A 5,538-nucleotide genomic window follows, 5' to 3' on the forward strand; every position below is an offset into this window, starting at 1 on the left:
CGGGCTTCGGAGCGGGCGGGGCCACCCCTGGTCAGGACCGCCCACAGCGCACCTACGCAGGTGGGAAGCACGGGCACAACCCCGCTGCAACCCTGACATGAAGGAAGGTCCCAGCCTAGGCTGGCAGTGCACACTCCCCAGCCGAAGACGGGACCTTCGTTATGGACGAGGCCATCAGGATCGGCCCCGAGCTCAAGGAACGCCGAGAAGACGCCGGACTCACCCAAGAAGCGCTCGCCGACCGGGCAGGCGTCTCGGCCGACTACGTGGGCCGCCTCGAACGCGGTGCCCGGGTCGGCTCACTACCCAGCATCGTCAAGCTTGCCCGAGCCCTGGACTGCGACCCCGGTGACCTCATCCGCAAACGCGCCCGCCTGACCCCCGTGGGCACCTCCTCGGTGATCGCCGTACGCAACGCGATCTTCGACCCCCAGCTCCTGTTGCCCGACCGCCCTCAAGGTCGCCCGGCCTCCCCCGAGGAGCTGATGCGCACGGTCCGACGCGGCTACGGGGCGTACTTCGCAGGAGAGTTCGGAGCACTCGCCGCACTCGTACCCGACCTGCTCCGAGACTGCCGGATCGCCGAGTACGAACACGGCACCTCCGCCGTCGCGGCACCCTACGCACACGCCTACGACCTCGCGAGCGCCCTGCTGGTCCACACCGGCAAGGTCGACGCCGCACTGACCGGTGTGGAACGCGCGATCATGATCGCTCGCCAAGGCGATGACCCCTACCGCCCCGTGAGCTTCACGGGCACCTACGCGTGGGTGCTTTTGCACATGGGCCGCTACGCCGAAGCTGAGGATCTCGTGGTGCGTGCAGCCGAAAGCGTCGCTCCGAGAATGGGTGACCGCGACCAAGCACGGATCGCGGCATGGGGCGGGCTGCTCATGCAGGCCGCAGTGCTGGCGGGATCAGACGCTCACCGATCGGACGCGGACCGGCTCTCGTCTGCGCGACAGTTCCTGCGAGACGCTCGGTCGGCTGCTGTTCAGATGGACCAGGACTCGCGCCGGTACTGGATCAGCTTCGGTCCGACCCAGCTCGCGGTCCAGTCGGCGCACATCTACACCGTCCTGGGCAAGCCCGCCGAGGCACTCAAGGCCGCTGGGAAGGTGGACTCCCGGCAGTTGCTGTCAATCCAGTACGGGCGGCACCTGCTGGATGTGGCGAAGTCTCAGTCTCTGCGTCGTCGGACTGATGACGCCATCGAGACGGCCGCGCAGGCGCAAGCCCTGTCGCCGGAGTGGTTCCGGCACCAGAAGTTCGGAGCTGCGCTCACCGAAGAACTGCGGCGGCGTAAGGCGCGGATGAACGACCCGTTGGCGGGGCTCGTGTCCGCATTCCGCACCACCAGCGAGTAACCCGGACGGAGCGTCCAGGTTACTGACACGTCACTCGTGAACCCGGACGCTCTGTCCCTGGGAACTCCATCGAACTCTGCGTAGCGTCTCCCTCACCTACCAGTGAGGGAGGTCCACGATGGCGCGAACACGCGCGCTCGAAAGGGAGTCGCTGCACGGCCCATGGCCCAGCGACCACGGCAGTGAGCGGCGGCTGGGACAGTTGCGGCGCACGTACCCCGGATGGCGCTTCTGGCGGTCCAGGGACGAGGACCAGTCAGCCCGCGAGTGGTGCGCCGTACGTATCACCACCCCCGCCTCGGGCAGGCCGCAGGAGCTGACCGCTGACACCTACGACGACCTCGTGCAGCAGCTGGAGGCGTCGTGACGCACCGACCCCGGCAGAAAACCGAACCGGTGGCACCGGCAAGGCCGCGGTTGGTGGACGACCGTGACCGTCAGGTCGCCCAGTTCCACAGGGAGTTTCCGGGCTGGGAAGTGTGGAAGTCCCCCGGCTGGTGGTGCGCCCTGAGAACCGGCGCGGACAACGGTCTCGTCGGTGTCACCGCAGCGAGCATCACCGAACTCCGTGTGCGGCTCTTCGAGGCGCTGAGGGTCACGTCAACAGCGACGCACCAGTGAAGCCGCCTACCGCGTTGCGCACCTGATCCCCGTCTCCGTTCGGATCAGGCCCCAACCACATTGAAACGGCCCGGCGGTGCAGCGAACACCCCGGGCCCGGTCTACCTGAAGAGGCAGGCAGACATGAAGATCGTACTGTTTTCACGACACCGGTCGCGCCGAGTCCGGCGCTACACCCGCCCCTCTGCCCCGGCCGCCCGCGTCCGGGCCCACATGGCCTGGCCTGGCGGCGACCTCGCCCCGCTCTCCCCGGCCGTGAAGATCCTGCTGCGAGGCGCCGCATGATCGACACCGACATGGGCGACCTGCTCGCCTCGATCCGGGACGCGCTCACTCTCCCGGCCGCGACGACCGACACCGGCCGCGCCGACCGGGACGCCTTGGAGCGCACCCGCGCCGACGCCGTCCGCCAGGCGGTCGACTACGTGGCTGGAACTGGCGACCTGACCGGCGCGGTCGATCTGCTCGACAACGCGATCGCGGCCTCGCCGATCACCTACCAGGCCGGGCACGAGCGGGTGCCCCGCCAGGGGGTGGTGGCGCGATGAAGCACCGACGCATGGTGTGCGACATTCGTGAGCTGCCCGACGTGTCCGCCCTCAAGCAGTGGGCCGCCGAGCGTGGCACCGTCGTCCACTACCTGGGTCCCGATCTGAAATGCCACGCGGTCTACGCCGCGGTCGTAGGGCCGGTGATCCGGGTGGCCCGCTCGCGATACCGGGATCCGCACCCGCACACGCTCGTGTGGGAGTCCCCCTTGGAGAACCTGCCGGATGCCGTCGCGGCGGTCTGAGCCGGGTACGGCCCCTGCCCCCGGCCGGGGCCGCACCCTCCCCCGAGGAGGGAACGGTGGACGGAGCTACCCGGTGCACTGGCACCGCCAGCGGGCAGCACGACTACATCCCGGACCCACCCGGCGCGCAGGATCGGATTCGCACCGCGACCTGCCGCCACTGCCGAGACGTCCTGACCGTGACCAGATAAACCCCGCAGATGGATGAGTCCGTCAGCCGAGACGGAGATCCGCCCCGATAACGGGCACCACCACAGACCCCGCGTGCCTGGCTGGTTCCGACCCAGGCACGCGGGACCAAGCGCCGTCCCCCTGCGGGAACGGTGCCCGCCCAGTAGGGATCACCCGCTGGGCAACCGTCAACACCAGCAGAAGAGGAGAACGCGGTGAACGACTTCACCCCACCGCCCACGAGCGAGCAGGTGACCGGCCTGTTCCTCGCGACCCGCCGCGCGGTCGTGCAGACCCCGGCGCAGAGCCACGAGTACAAGAAGTCCTCGGGGTCGGGCGACGCCGCCCACACCTACGACACGACCGCCCGCTAACCACCTGACCCGTTGAACGACGCACGCCCCGGAGTAGCCCCCATGCTGCGATTGCAGTTGACCCCTTACAGCGAGAATCCGACCTGGCACTGTTCCGGGGCGTGCTACAGCACCCTGGACACCCGCAGCCGCATCGAGCCCTTCGACCACCCGATGGTCGAGCACCTGGCCGCGACCGACGGACGGCGCACCCTGCTCGTGGTCCGCGAACGCGTCGCCGACCGGGCGGTCTGCGATCCCGAGGTTCGCGACCTCACCCCCGCCGAGTACGACCAGGCCCGCGACGCCGTCACCGGCTGGCCGACCGACGTCGTCCTCGTCGAGACCGAACCCGACCGGCCGGTGCGCGTCACCGCCGGTTCGGCCCGGACAACTCCGCTCTACCTGGCCACCGACGGCACGGCCCTGGTCGGGTCGTGGGACATGGCGGACCTGCGCGCACACGCCACCGGGCTCAACCCCAAGGAGGTCTCTCGGCTGCTGATCTACCGGCCCCGCTACTCGACGGAGACGCTGTACCGGGGTGTGCACCGGTTCACCGAGCGCGCGACCGCGCACTTCGGCGGGCACTTGTGGATCACCTATCCCGATCCCGCCCTGCACCGCACGCCTCGTGACTTGGCACCGGATGCCGACGTCTTGGGGGCGTTCATTTCGACCATGGACACGGCGATGGACCGCCGCCCCTGGGCGGAGGAGACCACGCTGTTCCACCTGACCGGCGGGTTCGACTCGGGCACCGTGGCCACCCGCGCGGCCGAGCGGTACCCGGGCCGGTTTCCCACGGCCACGCTGTTGATCGGCGGTCCTGGGCGTGAGCAGCAGATCCGGCGTCGCGCCGAGATCCGCGACCGTGTGCGGTTCGCCGACTCGGACCTGGTCGTCGACGCCATGCGGTGCCTGCCGCTCTCGCCTGACTGCCCCTGGGTCAACGGCCGCGTGGTCAACCCCACGGAGGAGCCTTTGCACCGGCCGTTCGTCGAGATGGCACGCTCGATCGCCGCCGCTGGGGCCCGCACCGTCGTGACCGGCCTCGGGGGAGACGAGATGGTCGCCCTCACTCAGGAGGAGGAGCCCCACAAGGGGCTAGGCGAGATCACCGACGCGCAGATCCTCTCGTGGGTCGGCCCGCGGGTTCCGAGCGTGCTGGAGTTCGCCGACGACGGCATCGCTCCTCCTGCGTTGATCAACTCCATGACGTTGCTGACGCTGGAGACGACCGCCCCGGTACTTCTCAAGCATGGGCTGTGGCCGGTGCACCCGTTCGCGGACCCGGACATGGTGGCGCTCGGCGAGCAGCTCCCGTTCGCTTGGCGTGAGCTGAAGCAGCTTCAGCGGCGTCGCTTGGCCACGCTCGGGATGAGTGACGACGTCGTGTATCCGGTGGAGCGGGAGAGCTTCGCCGAGGTCGTCGAGTACGCCCTGACCACCTACGCACCCAAGCTGTTCGCTCGTATGCTGGCCGAGGGTTCAGTGCTGTTCGATGAGGGTTTGGTGGACCCCGACGGGCTGCGTACCGCGGTCGACCGTCTGACTCCCGGGCGCTACGTCGAAGAGCGCGACGCGAAGATCCTGGAAGTGTTGAGCCTGCACCTGTCCGCCACCGCCTTCCTGCACTGAGAGGACCAGCCGTGTTCACCATGCGTCCCGCCACCGAGGCCGACATGCTCGGAGTCGCGTCGATGATCACCGCGCGCTGTGACTGGATGGAACAGCGCGGGCTGGAGTCATGGCGTGAGAACGTCGACGACCTCGCCGGACAGGCTGGAAGCGGCTTCATGTGGGTACTCGAAGCCGAAGGTCGCATCGTCGGATGCACCACGGTCATGACCCAGGCGCCGCCGAAAGACTGGACGTCTGAGGAGGCGGCCGAGGAGTCCCTGTATCTGTTCACGACCGTCACCGACCCCGGGTACCGGGAGCACAAGCCTGGAACCCTGATCGCTCTGTGGGCGGTCGACCAGGCCGCGCGTCAGGGGCGACAGTGGGTGCGGCGGGGATGCTTCTTCCCCGAGCTGGTCAAGTACTACGAGACCCAGGGGTTCGCACTGGTCAAGGAGATGGACCGGCGAGCCGGTCACCTGTACCTGCTCGCGCGCCGAGCGGAGCGCCTTGACCTGGCCGAACTCGGACTGACGACGGTGGTCACCATTTGATCCTGAACTGGCCCAACCAGCAGGGGATCCACGACAAGATCGCCGGGACCGTGGTG

General features: G+C 68.8%; 8 protein-coding genes. All 8 read left to right on the forward strand.

Annotated features, from left to right (window positions below):
• Nucleotides 1-161 precede the first annotated feature (161 nt).
• The 8 genes from D471_RS0131950 (at nt 162) to D471_RS0131985 (ending at nt 5,482) form a co-directional block, all read left to right on the forward strand.
• The gene (locus D471_RS0131950) at nt 162-1,367 is read left to right on the forward strand and encodes a helix-turn-helix domain-containing protein (protein ID WP_017602379.1); all 1,206 of its coding nucleotides are present in this window, start codon (nt 162-164) and stop codon (nt 1,365-1,367) included.
• Nucleotides 1,368-1,485: 118 nt separating this feature from the next.
• Nucleotides 1,486-1,734: a hypothetical protein gene (locus D471_RS0131955; RefSeq protein WP_017602380.1), complete on the forward strand. Its 249-nt coding sequence runs from the start codon at nt 1,486-1,488 to the stop codon at nt 1,732-1,734.
• Between the two features lie 53 nt (nt 1,735-1,787).
• The gene (locus tag D471_RS0131960; protein WP_241479766.1) at nt 1,788-1,988 is read left to right on the forward strand and encodes a hypothetical protein; all 201 of its coding nucleotides are present in this window, start codon (nt 1,788-1,790) and stop codon (nt 1,986-1,988) included.
• 281 nt (nt 1,989-2,269) lie between these two features.
• Complete coding sequence (locus tag D471_RS0131965; protein ID WP_017602382.1) at nt 2,270-2,536, forward strand: hypothetical protein; 267 nt, start codon at nt 2,270-2,272, stop codon at nt 2,534-2,536.
• On the forward strand, nt 2,533-2,781 hold the full coding sequence (locus D471_RS0131970; RefSeq protein WP_026128281.1) for a hypothetical protein: 249 nt from the start codon (nt 2,533-2,535) through the stop codon (nt 2,779-2,781). Before D471_RS0131965 ends, D471_RS0131970 begins: the two co-directional genes overlap by 4 nt.
• Nucleotides 2,782-3,167: 386 nt before the next feature.
• Nucleotides 3,168-3,326: a hypothetical protein gene (locus D471_RS41080; RefSeq protein WP_017602384.1), complete on the forward strand. Its 159-nt coding sequence runs from the start codon at nt 3,168-3,170 to the stop codon at nt 3,324-3,326.
• A 42-nt stretch (nt 3,327-3,368) separates the two neighbouring features.
• Nucleotides 3,369-4,946, forward strand: a complete 1,578-nt coding sequence (locus D471_RS0131980; protein WP_017602385.1) for an asparagine synthase-related protein — start codon at nt 3,369-3,371, stop codon at nt 4,944-4,946.
• Nucleotides 4,947-4,957: 11 nt separating this feature from the next.
• On the forward strand, nt 4,958-5,482 hold the full coding sequence (locus tag D471_RS0131985) for a GNAT family N-acetyltransferase (protein ID WP_017602386.1): 525 nt from the start codon (nt 4,958-4,960) through the stop codon (nt 5,480-5,482).
• Nucleotides 5,483-5,538: the final 56 nt, after the last annotated feature.

The sequence above is a fragment of the Nocardiopsis lucentensis DSM 44048 genome, assembly GCF_000341125.1.
GTDB classification, from domain to species: domain Bacteria; phylum Actinomycetota; class Actinomycetes; order Streptosporangiales; family Streptosporangiaceae; genus Nocardiopsis; species Nocardiopsis lucentensis.